General features: G+C 38.0%; 5 protein-coding genes. All 5 read left to right on the top strand.

Annotation, left to right across the window (positions count from 1 at the left end; all coding sequences use genetic code 11):
- The first annotated feature begins 459 nt into the window (after positions 1 to 459).
- Positions 460 to 3,558 carry a MopE-related protein gene (locus tag AC23MC_RS15610; protein ID WP_487569276.1) on the top strand — a complete coding sequence of 1,033 codons (3,099 nt, stop codon included), beginning with the start codon at positions 460 to 462 and terminating at the stop codon, positions 3,556 to 3,558.
- A 128-nt stretch (positions 3,559 to 3,686) separates the two neighbouring features.
- On the top strand, positions 3,687 to 5,177 hold the full coding sequence (locus tag AC23MC_RS15605; protein WP_487569275.1) for a MopE-related protein: 1,491 nt from the start codon (positions 3,687 to 3,689) through the stop codon (positions 5,175 to 5,177).
- A 361-nt stretch (positions 5,178 to 5,538) separates the two neighbouring features.
- On the top strand, positions 5,539 to 11,343 hold the full coding sequence (locus AC23MC_RS15600) for a fibronectin type III domain-containing protein (RefSeq protein WP_487569274.1): 5,805 nt from the start codon (positions 5,539 to 5,541) through the stop codon (positions 11,341 to 11,343).
- Between the two features lie 511 nt (positions 11,344 to 11,854).
- The gene (locus AC23MC_RS15595; protein ID WP_487569273.1) at positions 11,855 to 17,533 is read left to right on the top strand and encodes a GEVED domain-containing protein; all 5,679 of its coding nucleotides are present in this window, start codon (positions 11,855 to 11,857) and stop codon (positions 17,531 to 17,533) included.
- Between the two features lie 339 nt (positions 17,534 to 17,872).
- The coding region (locus tag AC23MC_RS15590) for a GEVED domain-containing protein (protein WP_487570655.1) at positions 17,873 to 26,013 on the top strand (8,141 nt) is incomplete at its 3' end.

The raw sequence follows: 26,013 nt of genomic DNA, 5'->3' as shown, positions 1-26,013 counted from the left end.
GCAGGCAGACTATTAGAAGTAAAAGAAGTAAATGCAAGTGAAGTAGCCAACTATCAATTTGGAGATCGTTATCCATCTGGAGTTTACAACGTGATTGTAACCCAAGGAGAAGAGACCAAAACGGTACGCGTAGTGAAACAATAAGTTTCTAAGATACAAAGCAACTGAGTTGCCGAGTTAAATAAAGAGAAGCCTCCGAGAAATCGGAGGCTTTTTTGTAAAATCCCTATTTATAGGGATTTTTTGTAAAATTTAATGTATTAATTTAGCTTAATAATTGTCAATATGTTGATAAACAGGTCTTTTATCGGAAATATTATCAACTTGTCGACTTTATTATGCAGCAGAACTGTTGTTATCTAAATTTGTTATTCCAAAATTCATCACACCCTAATTCATCGTTAACCAGATGAATATCAGAACGTTTCCGAGATTGTATTCAACTAAATACATTTATATATGGAAACTAAACATTTACGCTTTTTAGGACTTATTTTTATAGTCTTAGTTTTTTTTACTCACCTTTCTTATGCACAGGTGAACATGACTGCAACTGGGTCATATGCCCAGAATTTTAACACGCTTTCGCAATCCGGAGGTTTTAATAATTTTACGAATAACAGCACTATTTCCTCGTGGTATATTCAAAGGGAGGATGGAAACGCGAATCCAAATAATTATGCTGCAAGTACCGGTTCAAGCGGTTCAGGTGGCTTTTATAGTTTTGGATCTTCCGGTAGTTCTGATCGTGCCTTAGGGCAAGTGCCAAGTGGATCAACTGACGACATGGCAATTGGCTTGTTATTAAGAAATACGTCAGGAGCAACAATCACTAACATCACCGTGAGTTATACGTTAGAGCAATGGAGAAAAGGGGCTGACAATTCGCAAGGTCTTTCCTTTACCTATGAAACGAGTTCATTTCCGATTACAAATTTAGATCCCAATATTGCAAGCGGGTCTGGTTGGAATACTGTTGGCGGACTAAATTTAAACGGACCAATCTCAAGTGGTTCTGATGATATTTCACTAAATGGCAATTCTAGTGGCAACCGTGTTTCTGCGACTAATGTTTCTATTACCGGTCTTTCTTTGGCTAATGGACAATATATTATGCTACGTTGGTTAGATATTGATAGCACAGGTAATGATCATGGATTATCCATTGATGATGTAACTGTAAATTACACAGTTCCAAGTATTATCTTTACAAATGATATTACCACTAACAATAATTCAGCCAATCCATTTACTACCAATCAAGTTGTTGCTGCAAATGCTGCAGCTTCCGGAATTGGTAGAGGTCCCGGTGTTGATTATGAGTCTGAAGACGGTGGTTATGCCGGTAACAATTATACTACAAGTGGTAGTTTAGATGCAAATGATTATATGTATTTTACGATTACACCAAATGTTGGATACCAGTTGAACTTTGAGAGCTTTGATTATCAGGAAGAAAGAACGAACAGCAATGGTCCGGAAGACTTTTCTTTCCGATCAAGTTTAGACAGTTATGGTTCCTCTATTTTAACCTATACTTTAACCAATGAAAATGCCACTAATCGATCAATCGGTTTAGCAGCTTCGCAATATCAAAATGTTCAAAGTGCTATCACGTTTAGACTTTATGGATGGGATGCCGGCGGTTTTAATGCAGGAAATAGAGAATATAGTATTAATAGGTTTGCTTTTTTAGGAACTGTAACCATGATTCCACCCACTGTTTCCACTACTGCCCCAACAGCAATTTGTGACAATGGAGTAGGAGTTGTGACAGTAACCGGAAACAATTTAATTCATGTAACGAGTGTCACCGTAGGTGGAACACCGGCTAGCATTACTTCTCAAACTAATACAGAATTGGTAGTAACTGTTCCTCAAGGTGTTTCCGGTTTATTGACCGTTACAAATGATGCCGGAAGTGCAAATGGTGCTACAATAACACTTTTAAACGCGGTTACCTATTATGCCGATGTTGACGGAGATGGATTTGGAAACCCAGCTAGTTCTGTTTCAAATTGCACCGGACAACCGGTTGGCTATGTTACTAATAATTTAGATTGCGATGATAATTTACTTCTTTATGAAGATAGTGATGGCGATGGTTTTGGTTCACTGGTTTTAGTTGCCTGTGGAGGTTCAACAGATAATACAGACACAAATGATAACTTATTAACCTATGTAGATTCTGATGGTGATGGGTATGGTAGTCAAGTATTTGCCATAAGTGGTGTGCTAACTAATACAGATTGTAACGATGCAGACGATTCTATCTATCCCGGAGCTACAGAAATTTGTTATGACGGCATCGATCAAAATTGTGATGATAATTTAAACGATGGTTGTCCTATTATTTATGCCAGTTTACGTAATGATAATTGTGGATCAACCTTAGGCACAATCAATGAAGTATTACGAGGCGATTTATTATCTGAAAGCGTTCCTAATGGCGTTTCAAAAACAGGTTATAGATTTAGATTAACAAACACATTAACCAATGAATTTAGAGAAGTAGAACGTTCAAACTATGTTTTCCAAATCTCTACTACAGATATTGCTCAATACGGAACTGTTTATGCTGTTGAATCGTCTGTTCGTTTAAATAACCAATGGATGCCTTATGGTGCTGTTTGTAATGTTGTTACGCCAGATATTCCTTCCACTGTTATTGCAGCAAGTTCTTGTGAATCAACATTAGTGCAAATGAACAACATCATTCGTGCAGTGGTTGTGCCTGCTGCAGTGAACTATGAATATGAAGTTTCTTTATTAGAGGGTGGAATTCCTGTAGAAACCACTACATTGATTAGACCGGGAGCTTCATTTAACTTACTCCAACTTACGGGAATTTCACTTAAATATGGAGCAGAATATCAAGTTCGTGTAAAAGTAGAAGTACCAACTACTATCGGATTACAATGGTCTACCGATTATGGAGCTCCTTGTTCAGTATATAGTCCTGTTGCCCCTGAAGCACAAATTGAGGGATGTGGAGAGGAACTTGGCTTATTTCCTGCTTCTTTAAACACTGTTATCTATTGCACCCCAACCGGTGGAACTACGTTGTATCGATTTACGTTGAGTGACGAGTTTGGTTACTACCAACAATATTCTTCAACATCAAGGGTTTTTCGTTTATCCAACTTTAATTCAATGTCTCCATTAACACCAGGAGCAACTTATTCAATTGTCACAGAAGCATTTGTGTATGGTTATTTTTACCCAGGAAAAGACTGTAACATTACTGTACCAGGTGGCGATATGATTAGACCAACAATAACCAAAGAAGAAATTGTTAGTAGCTCGCCAACCGAATTTAAAGTGGTTGCTCATCCTAACCCATTTGCTACTACTTTTGAGTTGAATGTTCAATCCGGTAAAACAGATGACATTCATGTAACGGTATATGATATGACCGGGCGTTTATTGGAAACAGTAACCCTAAAAGCAGACACATTGTCTTCAAGAACCTTGGGAGATAATTATCCAACCGGTATTTATAATGCCGTTGTTACTCAAGGAGAAGAAACCCGTGTTGTTCGAGTAGTGAAACGATAATTCAACTAGATCATTTATTAGAAAAACCTCTAACTAATTAGAGGTTTTTTTTTAAGTTAATGTTTTAGTCATGATTATTTTTGTTATAATTAATTTAGGAAGATTATATTTGCCAAAATTTTTTCAAGATGTTGTTTAATAAGTACTTTCAAATAGTATTGCTTACCCTTTTGTTGCCCGTTAGTTCAACATTAGCTGCTGTTAATTTTACTTGTTATCGAGATTTTGATGGTGATGGCTTTGGCGATCCGGAACAATCACTTAGCTATTCAGACACAATTCCTTTTGGATTTGTTTTGAATGCTAATGACTGCGACGATTCTAATGCTACTGTTTATCCAAATGCTCCCGAAATTTGTTATGATGGCATCGATAATAATTGCAATGGCGAATTAAATGAAAGTTGTGTTGAATTCATTACCCAGTTAAGATCTTCGCACTGTAACCAAATTGTTCCAACATTAGTTTATCCAATTAGAGCTAACGGAATTTCGGAAAATTTAATTCCGGAAGGCGTCATTATTTTAGCCTATCGTTTTAAAATTAGAAATTTAACCACAAACCAAATTTCAATTGTTGAAAACCCAACTTCAGCATTGCAACTTGCTCAATCTGCGGTGGTAATGTATGATTGTGCTTTTGAAATAAGTGTTGCTTTAAAACTTAATAACGAATGGATGCCTTATGGCAATGCTTGTGTTGTCTATTCTCCGGGTATACCGGTCATAAAATTGCATCCTACATCGTGCGGAGTGCCTGTGATGAACATGAATTCAATTATCCGTTCAGAAATCATTCCAAAAGCAAATCGGTATGAATTTGAAGTTTCTTTGGTTGAAAATGGGGAGATTACAGAAACGGTTAGTTTGATTAGACCAGCTCCATCGTTAAACTTGTTATTAGTAAACGGAATTTCAAAAAAATTCGAAACCGAATACAGAATTAGAGCAAAAGTAGAGGTGTTAACTCCGCAGGGTTATCAATGGTCGCCTGATTTCGGATTATATTGTTCGGTTTTTTCGCCCATTCGCCCAGAAATTTCTATGGAAGGTTGCGAAAACGAAGGAGGACTTCAACCCGATAATTTGCTTTCAGTGCTTTATTCTAAAAGTACGGGGGGTGTAACAGAATTTCGATTTACGTTATCTCACGAAGATGGCTATTTGCAAAGCTATACTAGTACGTACCGAACTTTTCGACTTTCTAATTTTGATTCGCTTTCGCCTTTAACTCCCGGTGAAAATTATTCTTTAGCAACAGAAATAAAAATTTATGGTTTTTATTACTTTGCCAAAGATTGTAATATTCTTGTGCCAGGAACCGGACAGCGTTTTTCTGAAGAAGCGACCGAATCATCTATTCAAACAGAAGAAAAAGATACATCTTTTGTAGTCTATCCTAATCCAACTGAAACTTTTTTTCAATTAAGAAAAGTTAACCATAAACCTGCTCAAGTTAGTCTAGAACTTTTTGATGTTTATGGAAGAACAGTAGAAAAAAAAGAGGCGAATTTAGCAAATGAAACAATCACTTTTGGAGACACTTTACCCGCTGGTTTTTATCTACTTAATGTAACCCAAAATCAAGTGTCAACTTTTTATAATTTGATAAAGAAATAATATGTTGTTAAACGAGTAAATTTTTCTTTTATCGACTTTATTTTCAGTGGATTACAAATTTATTTATCTTTATTTTTTGTGTTTCAATTGCTTGTTTTTCAGTGAATTGAGCTATAAAGTAAAGTGAATCACAATAAATTGAAATGAGTTGAAAAAAATTAACACATTTCTATAAGAAAAATCACTATTAAAATATCAAAAAGTGCGTTTTGTCGATTATTATGTTTTTTTGTCGAATAAAATAAAAATTAAATTAAAAAAAGATACCTATCAATTCATTTGCTGTAAATTTAGCAAGGAAAAATTTGATTTGTAACGTTTTATGCCCGGAAGTAACCGTTAAATGTAAATGCTATTGCCTATGAAAATTGTTCATCCAAAGCTTCTGAAATTTCTATTAATTTTCGGATTAATCTTTGCCTTTCAAAATAGGGTAGAGGCACAAGTTAGTGCTTATTTTTTCAGCGAGTCTATTGAAACATATACCGAAATAACAGGTGGAACAGAAGCCTATGCTGTTCCCTGGGATAACCATACTGCCGGAGCAATTGTTTCTGCAAATTTTGGATTTAATTTTGAATATGATAGTGCAATCTATACTTCTTGTAATATTAGTCCAAATGGATATATAACTTTTGGAGCGATTCAGCCAATCCCAACAGCCTACATTCCTATTAGTGCTGGTACTACTTACAATGGAGCAGTTAGTGCTTTTGGTCAGGACATTATTTCAACAACAGAACCAATTACGTATACCACTTTAGGAACAGCTCCCAACCGTATTTTTGTAGTGCAATGGAAAGATGCTCAAAGAAAATCAAACACAGGCGTTTTAAATTTTCAAATTAGGTTATACGAAACATCAAACGAAATTCAACTACATTATGGTTTTTGCAACCCAGATGACACAGCAGTTGTTACTGCACAAGTTGGTTTGCGAGGTCCAAATAACTCTTTTTTACCTAATGTAAATAACCGAGTTCAAGCCGGAGCAAATATCAATAATTCTTGGTTTTTAAAAAGCACACCAGGTGTAGGAAATGCAAGTACCATGCGAACCAGTGTTGCTGAATTTCCAGACAATGGTTTGGTTTATATTTTTACAAAACCACCTCTTTGTGCTGTTCCTACGGGCTCTCCTTCCGGTTTGGTAATTGGCGGTACGTCTATTAATGCCACGTCTTTTGTGGGAAATAGTTTTACGCCAACAACACCGGCTTCTACACAGTATTTGGTTTTGCGAAGCACTGTTAACACTCCACCCGATGCGAGTGTAGTTCCAAACGGAACGTATTGGGCTGTTGGAAATACGATAGCCGGAACATATGTGGTGGTGAGTAAAACAAATAGTTCTACTTTCACACAAACAGCTTTAGTTAATAATACTACCTATTATTATTGGGTAATTCCATATAATGGTGATTGTTTAGGTGGTCCGCTTTATAACCTCGGTAACATGATTACCGGAAGTCAGACTACCTGTATTCCGGCTCCAACACTTGCCGCAACAACAGGAGTAAATGGAAATGGTTTTACAATCAATTTTAACCCCGTTTCAGGTGCTACCGATTATCAAATAGACATTTCTACTAATGGTACTTTTACACAAATTTTACCTGCTTATTCCAATGTTTTAACCGGAGGTGCAACTACGTTTACTGTTACTGATTTGCCTCCCTTAACAACCTATTTTTTTAGGATACGGGCGGTAGGATTAGGTTGCAGTATAAATAGTTCTTCCGGAATTGTTGCTGTGCCTTGTGGCTATTATTTTATTCCCTATTCTCAAAATTTTGATACCACTGCAAACAATGCCATTCCAAGTTGTACAACAACCGTAGATGATAATGCAGATGGAACTTCTTGGCGAGTGCAATCTACCAATCCTGCCTCTTCACCAAGAGCTTTATATTTAAACAAAAATAATACCGTGGCAATGGACGATTGGTTCTTTTTACCCGGATTAAAATTAGACGGAGGAATTTCTTACCGTTTGTTTTTCAGATATAATACTACTGCTTCAAGTGGTTTAATTGAACGATTACGCGTTCGTTTAGGCTCCGGACAGTCGCCTGCTCAAATGAATATTACTATTTTAGATTTGCCAAATATCGCTAATACAATTTATCAATCTGCGTTTGTAGATTTTACACCTGTAACCAATGGAGTTTATTATTTAGGATTTCAAGGGTATAGTGCTGCCAATCAAAGTTACATGGTTTTAGACGACATCAGTGTAACCGTAGCACCAACTTGTTTTGAACCTGAAAATTTAAGCGTTTCTGCAGTTGGAACTTCCACGGCAACCATTGCATTTGATGCTCCTGCTAGTGTGCCTGCTTCCGGTTATAACTATTATCTTTCTACTCTAGATACACCGCCAACCGGTGCAACTGTTCCAACCGGTTCTGTTCCTTTTGGAGACACTTCTATTCCTCTTTCAGGATTAACTGCTTCAACGTCTTACTACATATGGGTAAGAGGTAATTGTGGTCCGGGCGATGTTAGTATTTGGACACAAGTGTTTTCATTTAGTACAGAGTGTAATCCGCCTACTTTTACAACCATTACTCCGGCCAATCGTTGTGGTATCGGATCCGTTAACTTAGTGGCAGTGCCCAATGCAGGCTCTTTAACACAATGGTATGATGCTCCTGCAAACGGGAATTTATTGTTTTCAGGTTCAACATTTACCACACCATCATTAACTGGAACAACCACTTATTATGCTCAAGCAAAAGCAGCGGGTGGAAATGTCTCCGCCGGACCACGCACTCCTAACAATATTGCCGGTGCAAAATCGGCTATTACAGCTCCTTCCGGTGTATTTATAACCATTTCTGAAGAAACAGAATTGCTTTCAGTAGATATTTTCCCGCTCTCATCTGGTCAAAATGGTTTAATTGTTATTCGTAATTCGCTAAATGTAGCTGTGGCATCTATTCCTTTTGTCACTAGTGTAGTTGGAGGAAACACGCCACAATCTATTCCAATTAATTTTGATTTTATCCCCGGAAATTATACCGTTAGCTTAACTACCATTCCTGCTTCCGGTTTAATTGGGAATGCAGAAAATGTAGCTTATCCGTATACCTCTTCGGTAGCCAGCATTACAGGCAATAATTTTGATAATTCATTTTACATATTTTTCTACAATTGGCGTTTTACTACCACGTGTCTTTCTGCTATAACTCCAGTAACGGCAACAATAACTACACCGCCATCACTAGGTCTTAGCAGTGCTACGCAAATAATTTGTAGCGGATTAAGTACACCTACAGTGACCGTAACCGGGGCAGCTTCGTTCAACACATTTACGTGGTCTCCAGCAACAGGTGTATCAGGAAATGTTGGAACCGGATACACGTTTAATCCAACAGAATCAACTGTTTATACCTTAACAGCATCGCAAACTTCCGGTGCTTTTTGTTCTGCTACAACCACACTTAGCGTAACAGTAAATCCATCGCCGCCAAGTATTACAATTATTCCGGGAGATGTAACGTTGTGCGAAGGAGCTATTCAACCGCTTACTGCTACTTTTGGAGCATCAGCAGCAATAAACATTGTAAACGAAAATTTTGAAGGAGCAAACAGTTGGACAACAACCAATTCTTCAACAGGTGGAACAATTGCCAATGCTGAATGGACATTGCGTAATAGTATCTATTCTTATACCAGTGGAACATGGACGTTTAATGCCAGCAGTAACGATGCTTCTCGTTTTTATATGTCAAATTCAGATGCTCAAGGTTCGCCTAGTAGCAATCTTACCCTTACAACACTAGAATCGCCAACCTTTAGTTTAGATGGCTATTCTTCTGCGGGAATTAGTTTTTGGCATTACTTGCGATGGATCGTAGGCAACAAAGCTCATGTTGAAATTTCGTTAGACAACGGAGGAACTTGGACTATGATTGGTGCCTATACCGGCATTCAAGGTGCTGCCTCCAACTTTGTAAACAGAACCATCGATTTAACGCCTTATGTGGGTAACAGTTTTGTTAAACTACGTTTCCTTTATCAAGCCACTTGGGATTATGGATGGGCCATTGATAATGTACGCGTTTTTGGTATTGTTGCTACAGCCGTTAATTGGTCTCCGGTTGATGATTTATATACCGATGCAGCAGCCATAATTCCTTATACTTTAGGCACACCAGCAGCTACAGTTTATAGTTTGCCAACACAAAATAGAACGTATACTGCCGTGGTAACCACAATTGATGGTTGCGAATCAGATGCTTCAGTAACAGTAACCTATAATGCTCAACCCATTGCCGGAACTTTAACCGGAAGTCAGGTTTTGTGTTCAAGTTCAGCTGTGGCTAATTTAGATTTAGTTGGTAGTTCCGGTCCGATTGTGCGATGGGAATATGCAGATGATGCCTCTTTTACTGTTAATTTAACGCCTATTGCATCCACAAACACGAGTTTAACACCAGCAGAAATGGGCGTTTTTTCCAACATCCGTTACTTTAGAGCTGTGCTTTTAAATGGCGTTTGTCCTATTGTGTATTCAAATGGTGTAGCCGTAGAATTTCCAACAACAATTTGGAACGGAACCACATGGAGCAATGGTCCACCAGATGCTACCAAAAGAGTAATCTTTGCAGGAAATTATACTTCTTCCGGCGATATTGAAGCGTGTTCCATTCAAGTGCAATCGGGAATAGTAACTGTCTTGGCAAATCATAATTTTATTGTTAGCAACCAAATTGATGTAACCGGACCTCCCGCTACAACAAGTTTTGTTTTTGAAAATAATTCTAGTTTAATTCAAATAAACGACGTGGTTAACACCGGGGTTATTACCTACAGAAGAAATTCTACGCCAATGGTTACCAATGATTATACCTATTGGTCTTCTCCTGTAGCAAATCAACAACTTGCCTCTTTTTCACCTAACACAATTGCTATTCGATTTTATTTGTGGGATACCGGCATCTATAATTGGGCAAATGTGTCTACGGCAACTAATTTTCTTGCCGGAAAAGGCTATATCATTAGAGCTCCGGGCGTTTTGCCTTTTAATCCAACAACGCCAACGGTTTTCAATGGTCAGTTTGTAGGGGTGCCACATAATGGTGATATACCTGTTTCTGTTGTTGTAAATGGTTTAAATGACAGAAACCTACTCGGAAATCCATACCCAAGTGCCATTAGTGCAGATGATTTTATGGATGAGCCTTCTAATGCAGGGGTAGTAGGTGGTACAATTTATTTCTGGACACACAATACACCGATTACCAACTATCAATATACTGCAAATGATTATGCAGTTTACAATTATACAGGTGGAGTTGGAACACAATCTGCTACAAATTCAGGTATAAACAACACCATTCCAAACGGAACCATTGCTTCCGGTCAAGGTTTCTTTATGAAATGCATGGGAACCGGAACCGCAACCTTTAAAAACTCAATGCGATTATTAGGTAGCAACAACCAGTTTTTTAGACCCGCTTATGCCAAATTTTCATCGGAACCCGTTGCCAAAAATAGACTTTGGATTGAGTTTTCTAATAACCAAGGTGCTTTTAAACAATTACTTTTAGGATATATTCAAGGGGCAACCAACGATTTTGATTATAAATATGATGGCGAATTAACTGAAACAGCAAATCCCGTTCGTTTTTATTCCTTACTAAACGATACAAAACTTACTATCCAAGGTCGTGCATTACCATTTGATATTTCAGATGTGCATCCAATTGGTTATGCAGCACCTTCATCGGGTGATTATACAATTCAATTGGCCACCTTTGACGGTTTGTTTACAGAACAAAATGTTTATCTGGAAGACAAGTTTTTAAACATCGTTCACGATCTCAAAAATGCACCATACACTTTTTCAACAGAACAAGGCACTTTTGATGACCGTTTTGCCATCCGATTTACAAATGAAACATTAGGTGTCAATCCGTTTTCTATTCAGGAAGTGATGGTGGTTAAAAATGAATCAAGCATCAACATTTTGGCTTCTTCAAACATGATTTTAGATAAAGTGAATTTGTTTGACATGCGTGGAAGACGTATTGCTTCTAAACAAAATATTAATTCAAATACAACTACTTTTTCAGATTTAGCAATTGCTAATCAGATTTTGTTGGTTCAAATTTTTGATGAGTTTGGAAATTCTGTCACCAAGAAATTGATTTTCTAATTCAAGTATAAAAAATAAAGCTTCAACCCTTTTCATTTGAGAAGGGTTTTTTTATTTAAACCATTTTGCTGTTTTAAGATAAATTTTACACAGCATTATAGTTTATTTTTTTAAAATCGTACAAATTTCTTTTTAATAGGTTTTATTGTATTGAAAATACTCAGTTTTTCTGCATTTTTTTTTAGTATTCTCATATAGTAAAGCATCTTAACATAAAAATTTTGCAAAACAATTAATTTGTGTTAATAATTTGTGATGAAATAGTAAACGTATTCCACAAAAAAATGTATTTTTGTTCCTAATAGTTGAGAAAAATTGGGTTTTATAGTGTTGATTTTGAAAGGTTTATGCCTTGATTTATCAGAATTTTAAAACATAAATTTAAGTTAAAAGTAATTGGTCGATGATTTAACACATTTCGTCGATTTTTAATATTTTAATAAATTGATGCCACTTTTTTTTCAATTCAACCAAAAAAACGAAAAAACTGAATTTCCAAAAAGAATAAACTATGAATTCAACTTTACTTACCTACTTGAAGATGAAAGGGAATAAAAGCGTTGCCCATTTTTGTATCGCTTTTTTATGCCTGTTGCCACTAACGAATGTTTTTGCTCAGGTATCGGCCAATTATACTGCTTCGCAAGTAGCAGCACCTGCTTACACCGATTTATCCGCTGCAAAAACAGTTTTAATTGGTGGAACATGGAACGATAATCCTGCAGCAAATTTAGATTTTACAGCCATTGGATTCAATTTTAAATTTAACGGTGCAACCCAAACCTCGTGTTGGGTCTCGCCAAATGGTTTTATCACGTTTGGAAGTGCTCCTACCACTACAAATTACACACCGATTGCGAGTGCGGAAACTTACACTGGAGCCATTGCCGGATTTGCGGCAAATTTAAGCGTTGCTACAACGGTTGCTGGAACACCACAGCCCAATTCGGTTTCCTATGAGTTAACAGGTACTCCAGGCAGTCAAATTTTAAAATTGGATTGGAGAGCTTTTAAACGAACTCCAGATCCCTCAGGTGAAGCTAGATTAATGCGAATGCAGATTTGGTTATATGAAGGTACCGATGTGATTGAAGTCCATATAGCTCCCGTTGGTTCTGCTGCACTAACTTTTACTACTCAGGTTTATGCACAAGTTGGTTTACGCGGTTCCACTAATTCCGATTGGAATTTATTCTCACATACTTTAACAGGTGCTTGGCCAACTGGTACTGCTTTTGCTACTAATCAAGTTGCACCAGCCGGATCAAATGCAGGCACAATGCGAAGTCAAAATGGTTTTTTTCTTGATGCAGCCGCATACCGTCTTTTCCGTTTTGTGCCAAACAATTGTTCTTCGCCAACGGCATTGTCTGTTAGCAATGTATTAATCAATACGGCAGATGTCAATTTAACAGAGCCAACGCCTTCGCCAACCAATGGTTATCAATATGAAATTAGAACAGCAGGAACACCGGGCACTGCCTTAGGACCGCTTGATGTTGCAGGTACAGATACAGGAACAACACTGGGTGTTTCCGGTTTAACAGCCGGCACTACTTACACGGCCTATGTGCGTTCAGATTGTGGAGGTAGTTCCTATAGTGCTTGGGTTTCTGCCGGAACGTTTACTACGTTGTGTGCATCTACTACCGTGCCTTATTTTCAAGATTTTAATGCAACAGTTATACCTAATTTGCCTACTTGTACGACAAGACAAAATATAGGAACAGGAAATCTATGGGAGTCAGGACTTGATTTTGATTCCGGTTTCTTTGATAATCATTTGGTTTATCTTCAAAGTGGTACACAACAGGCCAATGTTTGGTTTTATACACAAGGTATTCAATTAACTGCCGGAACTAGCTATGATTTGAGTTATTTATATGGTGGATCAAGTGTTCCTGCTACCATCACCAACCGAATAGAAGTAAAATATGGATTGGCACCAACTAATTTGGGAATGACTATTCCATTAGACAACCATCCAAATATTAAAGGTTCGCCAACAGGAAATAAAGTTATTTTTACCGCACCTTCTACAGATGTGTATTATTTTGGTTTTAGAGCCTATTCGTTACAAGCTCAAGGAAGTATTTATTTAGATGATATTAGCATTGTAGAATCTACGTGTGTTCCACCAACCGGTTTAGCGGTAGATGGACCATCGATTGCTTCTACTTCGGCAACAATACTTTGGACTGCACCAACTCCTGCACCGGGAAGTGGATATGCTTATTTTGTAACACCAACAAATCCGGTGGTTACCATGGGAACAGGTGTTCTTGTTGCCGGACAAACGTATACCATTAGTTCTGTAGGAACATTTGATTTTACTACGGTTGGAGCTACTTCCAATACGGTAGGTCAAACGTTTGTGGCTATCGCACCGCCAGTAAATGCGGGCTCGTTTGTAATAGGACAAACCTACATTATCAATAGTTTAGGAACAACCAACTTTACTACGATTGGTGCACCCATCAATTCAATTGGAGTTCAATTTGTGGCTACGGGTGTTGGAACAGGAACTGGTAATGCAACCACTCTTCAAATTCCAACTTCCGGAACAGGAAGTGCTACGATTGTTTTAGGAAATAATATTTCACCATCCGGAACAACCGGAGCGGGAATCACGTTGGCTAACCTAACAGGTTTAGCAAACAATACTACTTATTATGTTTGGGTAAGATCTAGATGCTCTATCGGAATTAATAGTGCATGGACTCCTACCAATATTAGTTTTACAACATTGAACGTGCCACCTTATTGTATTCCTTCAAGTGCATCAAGTACAACATTTATAAATAATTTTGCTACCACAAACGGAATTACCAACATAAGCAATATCTCCGGTTTTGCTTTACCTTCCGGTTATATCGATTATACCACAACATCTCAGGTAGTTACACAAGCTCCGGGTGCCAGCATTAACTTTACGTTAGGAATGACAACACCAATTAATGCAGGTGTTGCAATTTGGGTAGACTGGAATAACAACGGAACATTTGAAGTTGGCGAAAGAATGTATAATTCTGCAGCCTATGTAACTACTGCCTCAGGAACATTTACTGTTCCCGGTGGAACACCAACAGGTTTTGTTTATAGAATGCGTGTGATGGTAGATTATTGGGCAACAAGTCCATCGCCATGTGTAATTAACACGTTATTTGGTGGTCAACAAGGTGAAGTGGAAGACTATAACTTTAGAGTTGTTCCGCCACCACCTGCTTTAACGTTGTCTTCTAATGTTAGTGCACAATGTGCTAATACGCCTTCAGCATTAGTTACATTAACCGCTGGTGGACCACCAACCTATAACACCTATACGTGGTCACCCGCTACAGGAGTGAGTGGAAGTGCCGCTGCAGGATGGACATTTACCAATACAACTACAACGGTTTATACGTTAACAGCGTTGCAAACTTCTGCACCTTTTAGCATAAATACTGTAAGATATACTTATCAAGCAACACCGGCACCAACTGCTGTTGCTGTATCGCCAATTGATCCGGCAGTTTGTCAAACCGGGCCTGCTCAATTGCTAACGGCTTCGGGAGGTACTGTGTTTAATAGTATTGCTCTTTCTGAATCTTTTGAAAGTGGAGCTCCAACATGGACGCGTAATAATCTTTCTGTAGGAGGTTCAATCGCTAATGCCGCTTGGACCGATAGAAACAATGGCTACAATATAAGTGGATATACTTTTCAAAGTAATGATTCTTCCACTTTTATCATGTCTGATTCAGATGAGCAAGGTATTGGTTCAACAACAAGTACAAATCTGGTTTCTCCGGTTTTTAGTTTGCAGAATTATACCGATGCCAACCTTGTTTTTTATCATCACTATCAAGGCTATATCAATGGAGCAGCTACAGTTGATATTTCTACTAATGGAGGTACAACTTGGCTACCTAGTTTGCAAACTTATACAACTACTTCCCAAGGTTTACCAAATAATTTTGCACTAGTAACAATTAACTTGAACGCCTATGTGGGTCAAACTAACTTGCGTATTCGTTTTAATTACAATGCCAACTGGGCATGGTATTGGGCAATTGATAATGTTACGGTGCAAGGAACACGAATTGGTCAAATTGTGTGGAATACGGTTCCACCAACAGTAGGAACTGATTTTGTTACTCCAATTCCGGGATTGTTTACCAATGCTGCCGCCACAATTCCATATACTTTAAATACGGTTTCAAATACGGTTTATACTTTGCCAACCGCTACAACAAGTTATACGTCAAGCACAAATGTGGCCGGTTGTAGTACTTCTGTAACTTCCAACATAACGCTTACACCAGTGGTTGCGGGAACTGTAACAGGAACGCAAACCAATTGTAATACTGCTTCTTTGTCTAATTTAGTGTTAACAGGTCATGCAGGTTCGGTTGTACGATGGGAATATGCAAGTAATGCTGCTTTTACTATAGGTGTAACGCCAATTGCTAATACTACAACAACATTAACACCAGCTGAATTTGGTACATTTGATAATACGCGTTATTTCAGAGCAGTAGTAGGAAATGGATCGTGTAATACAATTAATTCTAACATTGTTAGTGTTACTATTCCAACCACTGTTTTAACAGGAACAAACATATGGAGCAATGGTACACCGGATATCACTAAACGAGTAGTTATTGATGGAACGTATACAGCAACGGCTAATTTTAGTGCTTGTTCCGTAGTAGTTAGACCTGGAAGAACTTTAACTGTTCAACCAGGTGTTACAGTTACGGTGCAGAATGAATTTGTGGTAGAAGGTGCTGTGCCAAATACAGTAATTTTTCAAAATAATTCAAGCCTAATTCAGCTTTCGGATGCAGTAAACGTAGGAGCCATTCGTTATGAAAGAAATACAACTCCGGTTGTTTTTCATGATTATACGTATTGGTCTTCACCAGTTGCAAATCAAGTGTTGGGAACTTTTTCACCGGACACTGCAGCCAATCGTTTTTATATTTTTAATAATGTAAGTTATTCATGGCAAACCATAAGCACTGCATCAGTAATGAATGCAGCACAAGGCTATATTATTAGAGCTCCCGGAACACATAGCGTTACGGTTCCTTCGGTATTTACAGGAGCTTTTTATGGTGTGCCACACAACGGACCTTATTCAATAAACATTACGGTTTCCGGTACTCAAAATAGAAATTTATTAGGAAATCCATATCCAAGTGCCATAGATGCTGATTTGTTGTATGGGGCTAATAATACCGTTTTACAAGGAAATATGTTCTTCTGGACGCATAATACACCAATCACGGCAAATAATTATAATTCAAATGATTATGCTGTATATAATGCTTCGGGAGGTGCGGGAACTGCTGCGTCTATAAATCCTGGCGTAAATCCAAGTATCCCTACAGGAAACATTGCTGCAGGTCAAGGATTTTTCGTGCAGGGATTAGCTTCCGGTACGGTTAATTTTACCAATGCAATGCGTTTAACCGGTTTAAATAGTTTATTTTACAGAAGTCCGGATGCACCTGTAACCAATGTAATTGAAAAACACAGAATTTGGTTAAATATCATAAACCAACAAGGAGCTTATAAACAAATGTTGTTAGGTTATATTGAAGGAGCAACCAATGCTATAGACAATGCCTATGATGCTGAGGTAACTGAGGCAGGAAATGTAGTAAGTTTATATTCATTAAATACAGATAAAAAATTAACGATTCAAGGAAGAGCATTGCCATTTGAAGTAAATGACGAAGTGCCACTTGGATTTAGAACTTCTATAGCGGGTAATTATGCTATCGAATTAGAAAACTTTGATGGTTTGTTTGAAGAAGGTCAAACGATTTATTTAGAAGACAAATTGCTAAATGTTATTCATAATTTGAATGAAAGCAATTATAATTTCACAACTGAGTCAGGCACATTTGATGATCGTTTTGAAGTGCAATTTCAAGATGATACTTTAGGTGTAGAAAATCCAACTGATGCATCGAATGCAGTGATTGTTTATAAAAACAATCAAACCATTTTTATTAATTCTTCTAATTTAGAGATGTCTGAAGTAAAACTTTTTGATATTCGCGGAAGATTGATTACGATGAAAAAAGATATCCTTGCCTCCGAAGTAAGTTTTGCCAATTTGGCTGTGGCTAACCAAATGATTTTGGTTCAAATCACCACCACAGATGGCAGTACCGTAACCAAAAAAGTGGCTTACTAAAAATTGATAAACTATAACAAAAACCCTTAGATATTTCTAAGGGTTTTGTTTTTTTATAAACTAGTCAAAAAAAAATTGTTAAAAAACGCCGATTTGCATTTTGTCGATTAATCGTGCTTTTTAACGATTTGTATGGTTTTAGTTAACAACGTGTTAACAATATTTATTATATTCACTAACTTATTTTAAACCAATTTTTTAATTATGATTAATAACTACAATTCCTTGAGTTGGCGTTTGGGGACGCAACTCAAAAACCGGGAGCCGGATGTGGTTGGGAAAGATCCCACGGTCACATCAACAACCACGAAAAGTTCGTGGCTTTTAAATTTATTTTTAATGGCAATCATGCTGTTAGGATTAGATTCTTTTGCACAAGTTTCTTCGTATACTTTTTCGCAAACAAGCGGAACTTATACTCCGATTACAGGCGGTACAGTTTCTCATGCTAGTGGTTGGGACGATACTCAAGTAAACACTGTACCGATTGGATTTTCGTTTGTTTTTAATGGAGTGACCTATACAACTTGTAACATTAACCCGAATGGGTATATTACTTTTGGTGGCACCACATCATTATCTTACACTCCTATTTCTGGTTCATCTACCTCTCCAACGGGAGTTATTTCGGCATATGGTAGAGATTTACAAGCTCAAAATACTGCTCCATTAGGTGAGGTTTCTTATTTGTCGTCTGGAGGAGTGTTTACAGTTCAATGGACTGATGCCAGAAGGTATAATAGTACAACTACAAACGCTGAACGTATTCAAATGCAGATTAAATTATTTCAAACTACTAATGAAATACAAGTTATTTATGGTACATGGAGTGATGCAGTTTCTGCTACAACGAATAATGTTGGTGAAGTAGGATTAAGAGGGGCTTCAAATGCAGATTATAATAACAGACAAGTATTGGCTGCAGGTTCATGGGATGCTTCAACTGCCGGAACTTCAAATACGGCTACTTGTTATTATAATCAAGCAACAGTTGCTACCAAACCATCCAATGGTTTAACGTATACTTGGATTCCACCGGCACCTTGTGTTGGGACACCGTTAGCGGGAACTGTTTCACCGGCAGTTAGAAATGTATGTTCCGGTGCTGCAGTAGGCGTTTTAACGGCGTCTGGATTATCTTCAGGGGCTTCTGGTTTAACCTTTAAATGGCAATTAGCGGTATCTCCTGCAGATCCAAATTTGCCTGCAAGCTGGTCTGATATCGTACCTGCTCAAACCAATACAACTTATACTCCTCCAGTTTACGGGGGAACTACGGTTTATTATCGTTTGTTAACTACGTGTACTGCTAGTGGATTATCTACTCCAACGGCGTATGCAACAGTAACTAATCCAAATAACCCGTCTACTCAAGTGACTAATGCTGTTTCAAGTGCAGTTTCAACAAGTGGTTTTACGCTTAACTGGACAAATGGAAATGGAACAAGACGTGTTGTGCTTTTAAGTAATTCAGCTATTGTTGATCCTACTAATTCAACAGGAGCAGCTTTAGTTGCAAATGCTGTTTATGCTGGTTCGGGTCAACAAATTATGTACGATGGAACTGCAACTTCAGTTAACATCAGTGGTTTAGCAGTAGGGTCTACCTATAATGTAAAAGTATATGAATATACACGTTGTGGTTCAGGACCATACGATTACTACTATAATAGTTCAACAGGGACAAATGTTTTAAGTGTTAGCACTTGTGGTACTACAAGTTTACCTGTTGCGGTTCAGACATTTACCACTTTGTCTTTGCCTTTATGTTGGGGTAGTACAATTTTATCTGGTTCAACTAATTGGGGAGCAACAACTTCAAATGATGGAGTTCCTTCACCAAGAACCGGAACTTACTTTATGGGTAAAGCGTATAACACTTCTGATGCAATATTATTTTCTCAGCCTGTAGATATGACAACATCGTCAACAGGAGCAAGAATTGATGTTTGGATTTACAGAAGTACAGTAAATATACCTTCTGATCGTATTCGTTTTCATGTTAATACTGCACCGAATTTAACAGGTGCTACACAGTTGTTAGAAATCTTTCCTTTAACTAGTGTTGCTCCAGTTGTTGCTTCGGCAGGCTGGTATAATTATAAAGCGGATATTCCAGCTGGATTCAATACTTCAACTGCTTTATATATAATAGCACAAGGTACTACAACCGGAGGTTTTAGTTCTTACGGTATTGGGTTTGATGATTTAGTAATTGAGCCTAAACCAAACTGTTTAGAACCAAATGGATTAACATCAACACTAACTTCAGCTACAAGTGCCAACTTTAGTTGGAGTGTGCCAACGCCAACGCCAACTCAATATGAGTGGGCAGTAACAACTTCTGCTACACCACCTGCAACTGGTGAAGTAGTAACAAGTGCAGCGGCAACTTCTTCCACGTTAACTGCGGATACTACTTATTATCTTCATGTACGTTCTGAGTGTGGAGTAGGCGAATACAGTGCTTGGGCAACTTCAGCGTCGTTTTACACAGGATATTGTCTTCCTGCACCTAGTAGTGTTGATAATTCGGGTATAACAAATGTTAGTTTTGGAGTTAGTCCAAATGTGGTTAATAATACCACTTCTGTTGAAGTGAATAATTATGGTAATTACACCGCTCAAGTTGGAAGTTTAAGAAGAGGCGTTACTTCAACAGTAAACGTTACTTATCAAACAGGATATACCTATGCTACTGTTATTTGGGTTGACTTTAACAATGACCTTGATTTCAATGATGTGGGTGAGCAAGTAGCATTTGATACTTCTACTTCTGACAATCCAACGACACTATCATTAAGTTTTACAATTCCTTTAGGTACTCCGCTAGGAAATTACCGAATGAGAATTGGTGGAACAGATACTGAGCCACTAACAGACCCATGTTACACTGGAACTTATGGTTCATTTGAAGATTATACTTTAAATGTATTAGAAACACCTACTTGTTTTGTTCCAACAGCAATTGTTGCTTCCGGAGTTTCTTCAAGCGGTGCAACTTTGAACTGGACTGCTCCAACACCTGCTCCTTCAGTAGGATATAACTATGAAGTAAGAACATCTGGTGCCGCAGGAAGTGGTGCAACAGGATTATTTGTGGCAGGAACTTCTGTTTCAACAGGATTTGTAATCCCTTCAGGTTTAACCGGAAACACAACATATTCTGTGTATGTTCAATCAGACTGTGGATTAGGCGACGTAAGCGACTGGACTGCTGCTTACACGTTTACTACTTTGTGTGATGCAATTACTTCTTTCCCTTGGACCGAAGGTTTTGAGACAGATACTATTAATTGCCTTAGAGTAATTGATGGTGATGCCGATGGAAATAGTTGGGGATTGTATAATACGGGTGCTAGAACCGGAACATTGTGTGCTGGAATCTATACGGATGGTTTTTCAGCAATCAGTAATGATTATCTTTATACATTACCTTTGGACTTAGGAACTACTCCTAAACGTTTAACTTTTTGGGTAAGAGCTCAATCAAACTCTGAACCTGATGAAGTATCTGTACGCGTTTCAACAACTGGAACTAACATTGCAGATTTCTCTTCAGTAGCTATGGCTTCAACGCCTGTAACTTCAACAACTTATACTCAATTAACAGTTGATTTGTCTGCTTATGCTGGTCAAATCATCTATATTGCTTTTGTGAGAGATGCTGCCCCTGCTAATGGATGGATTTTGAAATTAGATGATGTTGTCGTTGAAAATATTCCACCAATTATTACCGATTTTACACCTTCATCAGTTTGTGAAAGTGGTGATACAATAACCATTAATGGTTCAGGTTTTATTGGGGTGACTGAGGTGTTACTAGGTTCAACTGCTGTTGCATTTACGGCTGTTGACACAAATACTATTACATTTGTTGTTCCTGAAGGTGCAACTTCAGGTTTACTATATGTAACAACTCCAGGAGGAACTGCTGTTAGTGTTTCTAACTTAACAATTAATGCTTTTCCTACCAATAATGACATAACCGGTCCAGACACAAAAGTGTGTACCGATGGAACATTGCAATTGGTAGCTGGTGGAGCAGGAAATGATTGGAGTTCATCTGATAATTTAATTGCAACCGTAGATGGTGATGGTTTAGTAACGGGAGTTGCTTCCGGAACTGTAACTATTTCATTTACAGTTACCGATTTTGGTTGTGCTACAACTAAAACATATGAGGTAGACGTGTATGAAGGAGTTACTATTACTGCTCAACCACCGGCTACACAATCTATCCAAACCGGAACAAACTCTTCTATTACTGTAGGAGCAACCGGTGATGGCTTAACATACCAATGGTTTGTTTATGATGCTGATAACGATATCTATATCCCAGTAGTTGATGATGCAACATTTGATAATGTTGATCAAGCTACTTTATTGATCAATAATACCCCTGAAACACTTGATGGTTCAGAGTTTTATTGTGAAGTATCCGGTACTTCTCCTTGTGGATCTGAAAATTCAACATCAACTATTGTATCTGTTGGGAGTACTGCTATAACGCAGCAACCAACTAATCAAACAGTGTGTGATAGTGGTTCTGCTGTTTTTACAGTTGAGACTTCAGGAGACGTTGAACCAGGAGGGTATATTTGGTATGAAGATGCTGGTTTAGGTTTTGAACCTGTTTCTGCTTCAACCAGTGGATTGACCTATAGCGGAGATGGAACTACCACGCTAACAGTTAGTGGTATAACATCTGCAAATAACGGTTATTCATATTTTGTGTTCGTTGATGGAACTGCAAATGATGTTTCGTCTTCTGCAGCTAGTTTAAATGTAAATACTTCACCTTCTGTTACATCACAAGCGTCAAATGCGGTGAATTGTGCTGCTGGAGGAACTTCTACTTTTACTATTGCTTCTTCAGGAACAGTGAGTGGTTTTGAATGGCAAATTGCTTCCTCACCGTCAGGCCCTTGGACAGCAGTTGCAAACGGAAATCCAACAGCTGCTACTTATTCTGCTACTGCTACTTCATTACAAGTAACAACAACTAGTGCTACACCGGTTGGTACATATTACTATCAGGTTGTACTTTCAGGTGTTGGTTCATGTCCTACAGCAACTTCTGAGGCAGTATCTTTAACTATCAATAACCCTACAGTGAGTAATCCTGCTGCTGCTACCATCGTAAGAGGTAACACTGCTACATTTACTTCAACTGTTGTGGCTACATCTCCGGTTTATCAATGGGAGTTTTCTACAACTTTAGGTGGCACTTATAGTCCAGTTGTGGATGCAACGCCGGTTGGAATTACTTATTCAGGTGCAAATACAGCATCGTTAAGTGTGATTACTTCTGCTGCTGCTGCAACAGGTGGTGCTCGTTACTACCGATTAAAAGTAACTTCAGGAACTTGTGTCGTAAACTCAGTTGGTGCATTATTGACAGTGAATGATTACTGTGCTTCAAATGCAACCAATACAGCTGATGATGATATTGCTCAAGTTGTTTTTGGAACATTAGTAAATCCGGCTACTTTGCCATCACCTTTACTCAATAATCCAGCAGCAGCTAACACATATACAAATTTCACAACACTACCTCCTGCTTCCTTTATACAAGGTCAGTCATATCCAATATCTGTAGCTCAATTTAATACAGGAAGTTACTACACTTGTTGGACTAAAGTATTCATTGATTGGAATCAAGATGGTGATTTTAGTGATGCTGGGGAAGCTTACAATGGTGTAGGTGGCGTTGATGGTCCATCAACAGCACCGGCTGATGGAATTGTATTTAGCTCAAACATAACAATCCCTTTAACAGCTCTTGTAGGAAATACAAGAATGAGAATTGTGTTAGATGAGTTTGGAACTTCAACTTCAACGGCTAATGGATGTGGAACATATTCTTATGGAGAAACAGAAGATTATGTCATTACTATTTTAGCTGCACCATCTTGTGCCGGAACTCCGGTTGCAACGACTGCAACATCCAGCTCATCTGGTGTTTGTAGTGGTTCTACCGCAAACCTTGGTCTAACAGGTGTTCCTGGAGAACTTGGTTTTACTTACCAATGGTATAGTAGAGAATTACCTGCCGGAACTTTTGCCCCAATTGATGGTGCAAATTTAGCAACGTATACTACTACTGCTTTAACAGTAAGTACAGAGTTTTATAACTTAGTAACTTGTACGAATTCAGGATTATCAAATCCTTCTTCAACAGTAGCAGTTACAGTGAATAACTGTGATTACACTGTAACCAGAAATACGGGTATTACTTATAATTCTATTATGAGTACAGGAAGTACATACACTTCTTTGTTGTCAACTTCTGCTCTGCCTTCAGGGGATGACGGTAAAACGAACACAGTTAGTTTAGCCGGAACAACCTTTAGATACAATGGTGCTACGGTAACAGGATTTTATGCCACAACCAACGGTTGGATGACATTTAATACTGCTTTAAATCAAACAAGTTTTAGTAATGACTTAACTGCAACTACCCAAAACAATGTGTTGGCTCCTTTCTGGGATGACTTAGTTATTCAAGGAAATACAGTAGCTAACAAAGATACTTCCATGAAATACAAAGTGGATGGTGTGTTAGGTAGTGGCTCTGCAGTGATTACTGTAGAATGGGCTGAGATGGAGCGATTTAATTACGGAGATCCAAACTTGAATTTCCAAGTTGTTTTACGTGAAAGCGATAACTCTATTGAATTTAATTATGGAACCATGCAGTTGTTTAACGGAAATACAAACGGTACTACCTTTACTTATACAGTAGGTATGAATGGTACTTCTCCGGCAACAGCTACGACTTCAAATAGATTAATTCAACAGTTTACTGATAGTGCCAATTTTGGTACTGCAACACAAACATCTTTACGTTTGTCACCAGCTTGTAACTCTCAGATACGATTTGTGCCTGCTGCTGCATACAGTGGAGGTGCAGCACCATCAACTGTTCCTGCTAATGATAATCCTGCTAATGCATTTGCAATTGGTGTAGGTTCTGATCCATGTATTTCGGTATGTGGTAATGTTTACAACAGTAAAAATGCTACTGCTACGCCAGGTATCACAGCTTGTTCTGCGACTACTCCTGGTAATGCAGATGATGATGTTTGGTTTAGTTTTACTGCAGATGCAACGTACACTGCTCACCGTGTAGCTGTTCAAGCTTCACCAGGTTATAATGCAGTTGTTCAAGTTTTAGACAGTTCATTTGTGCCTGTAGCGTGTCAAAATGCTGTTGGTAATGGTTTAAGCGAAGTAATTGCTTCAGTTACTTTAGTTTCCGGTAATCAGTATTATGTTAGAGTTTATGATTCTAACACAGGTGCTGCAGGTGGAAGTGGTGGAAGTGGTGAGTTTACTATTTGTGTAAACACAGTATTGCCTCCTCCAGTTTATGATGAACCATCGAATGCTATTACATTAAGTGTTGGTAGCAATGTATGTTCGCCAACTGCTAGTATTCCAACAGACATCTTAAGAGCTACCGCTACAGCAGGTGTTCAAACTTGTACAGGTACTCCGGATGATGACGTTTGGTATAAATTTACTACAGGACCAGATGCTACAGGAATTAACCATACGATTAACGTTCAAGGTGTTTCTACTTATAATGCAGCATTGCAAGTGTATGCAGGTGTTCCAGGTTTAGCAAATTCATTATCTTGTGTAAATAATACAGGAAACGGTGGATTAGAAACCTTTAGTTCAACTGCTTTATTGCCAAATACAGATTATTATATCAGAATTTTCCACACTGGAGCAGGTGCTGCTAATGGAAACTTCTCAGTTTGTGTTTTAGCTACTGCACCAAATTGTATTTCTTCACCAACTGCTCCTGCAAATGCGAGTACAGCTTGTGAAAGTGCAACAGGAACTACATTATCATGGGCTGCTGCTCCTGGAGCTACCACTTATGATGTTTATTTTAATGAAGTGTTAGTTTCTGCAGATCAAACAGCTTTAACTTATGTTACTCCAGTATTAGCTCCTGGAGCTTATTCTTGGAGTGTAGTTCCTAAAAATGCTTTTGGAACTGCTTCAGGTTGTACAACCTTTACGTTTACTGTAAATGCAACTGTTACTTATTATTTAGACTCTGATGGAGATGGATACGGTAATAGTTTAGTATCACAGGTTTCTTGTACTGGTGCACCATCAGGTTATGTTGTAGATAATACAGATTGTAATGACTTAATTGCAACCATCAACCCTGGAGCCACAGAAATCTGTTACGACGGAATTGATCAAAACTGTGATGGCGATTTCAATGACGGATGTCCTGTTGTTTTAGCTCAATTGCGTACAGATAATTGCGGAGCAACATTAACAGCTATTAATGAGGTATTACGTGGTGATTTAGTATCTCCAAGTGTTCCAAATGGAGTTGTTAGAACAGGTTACCGTTTTAGATTAACTAATACTTTAACTAATGAGTTCCGTGAAGTAGAAACGTCAAACTATGTGTTCCAAATTTCTAGTACAGACATTGCAGAATATGC

It is taken from the genome of Flavobacterium sp. T50_26, assembly GCF_057652995.1.
The sequence above is the reverse complement of the archived record's forward strand: the minus strand, read 5'-3'. Positions and strand labels throughout refer to the sequence as shown.

Excerpts from the sequence above, each read along its gene's own strand:
- AC23MC_RS15610 (WP_487569276.1), top strand. The coding sequence starts at position 460 with ATGGAAACTAAACATTTACGCTTTTTAGGACTTATTTTTATAGTCTTA.
- AC23MC_RS15605 (WP_487569275.1), top strand. The coding sequence starts at position 3,687 with ATGTTGTTTAATAAGTACTTTCAAATAGTATTGCTTACCCTTTTGTTG.
- AC23MC_RS15600 (WP_487569274.1), top strand. The coding sequence starts at position 5,539 with ATGAAAATTGTTCATCCAAAGCTTCTGAAATTTCTATTAATTTTCGGA.
- AC23MC_RS15595 (WP_487569273.1), top strand. The coding sequence starts at position 11,855 with ATGAATTCAACTTTACTTACCTACTTGAAGATGAAAGGGAATAAAAGC.